Raw genomic sequence first — 610 nt, forward strand, 5'->3', positions numbered from 1 at the left:
AGGATTTGAATACACCTCTCAATGCTACAGGCAAAAGGATGCTCTTCTATTCCGGAAGCAGCATATTCTCTATATACCAATAGTAAACAACCCATAGCCCTTATTAAAGCATTTATGCATACACTGGGACAAGACTGAGCAGTACTAACCTCTTCTTCTGATTTACCAACGTACTGATCAAGATTACGACAAAGCGCTATACGCGCTTCTGTAGCTAATGAGAGTCGCAATAATGACTTTTCATCTCTACGAAGCATTGCTACACATTCAGTAGCATCAGATTCAACAGCATCAAGAATCATGTTCAAGCAATTCTCAGTGCGGTGACGGAAACAACGCGGTGTTCTTACATAAACCAAGTCAGCAACTTTCCTAACAATCTCTGCATTGTGTCGCACTATACGCAAAGCTGCCCTTCCGTATTCTTGATTTTCAGCACTTAGCGCAGGATTTAAGCATCCGAACAAAGCTTTATATTGTGTGTTGAGATACGTATTTAAAGACAGCTTGATACTCGATACTACTTCTTGATCACACTCTACATCTGAAGCATGAGCCTGAGGATCAGCAGCCTTAGCAAAGCAGTGTAATATGGAAATAATATTCACAA

1 protein-coding gene is annotated in these 610 nt (G+C 40.5%); it reads right to left on the bottom strand.

The window, feature by feature from the left end; genetic code table 11:
• Positions 1-610, bottom strand: a 610-nt coding sequence (locus KPX09_RS05495) for an HGE-14 family type IV secretion system effector (RefSeq protein WP_410518492.1), incomplete at both ends; no start/stop codon positions are given.

The sequence above is a fragment of the Anaplasma phagocytophilum genome (assembly GCF_023476575.1).
GTDB classification, from domain to species: domain Bacteria; phylum Pseudomonadota; class Alphaproteobacteria; order Rickettsiales; family Anaplasmataceae; genus Anaplasma; species Anaplasma phagocytophilum_A.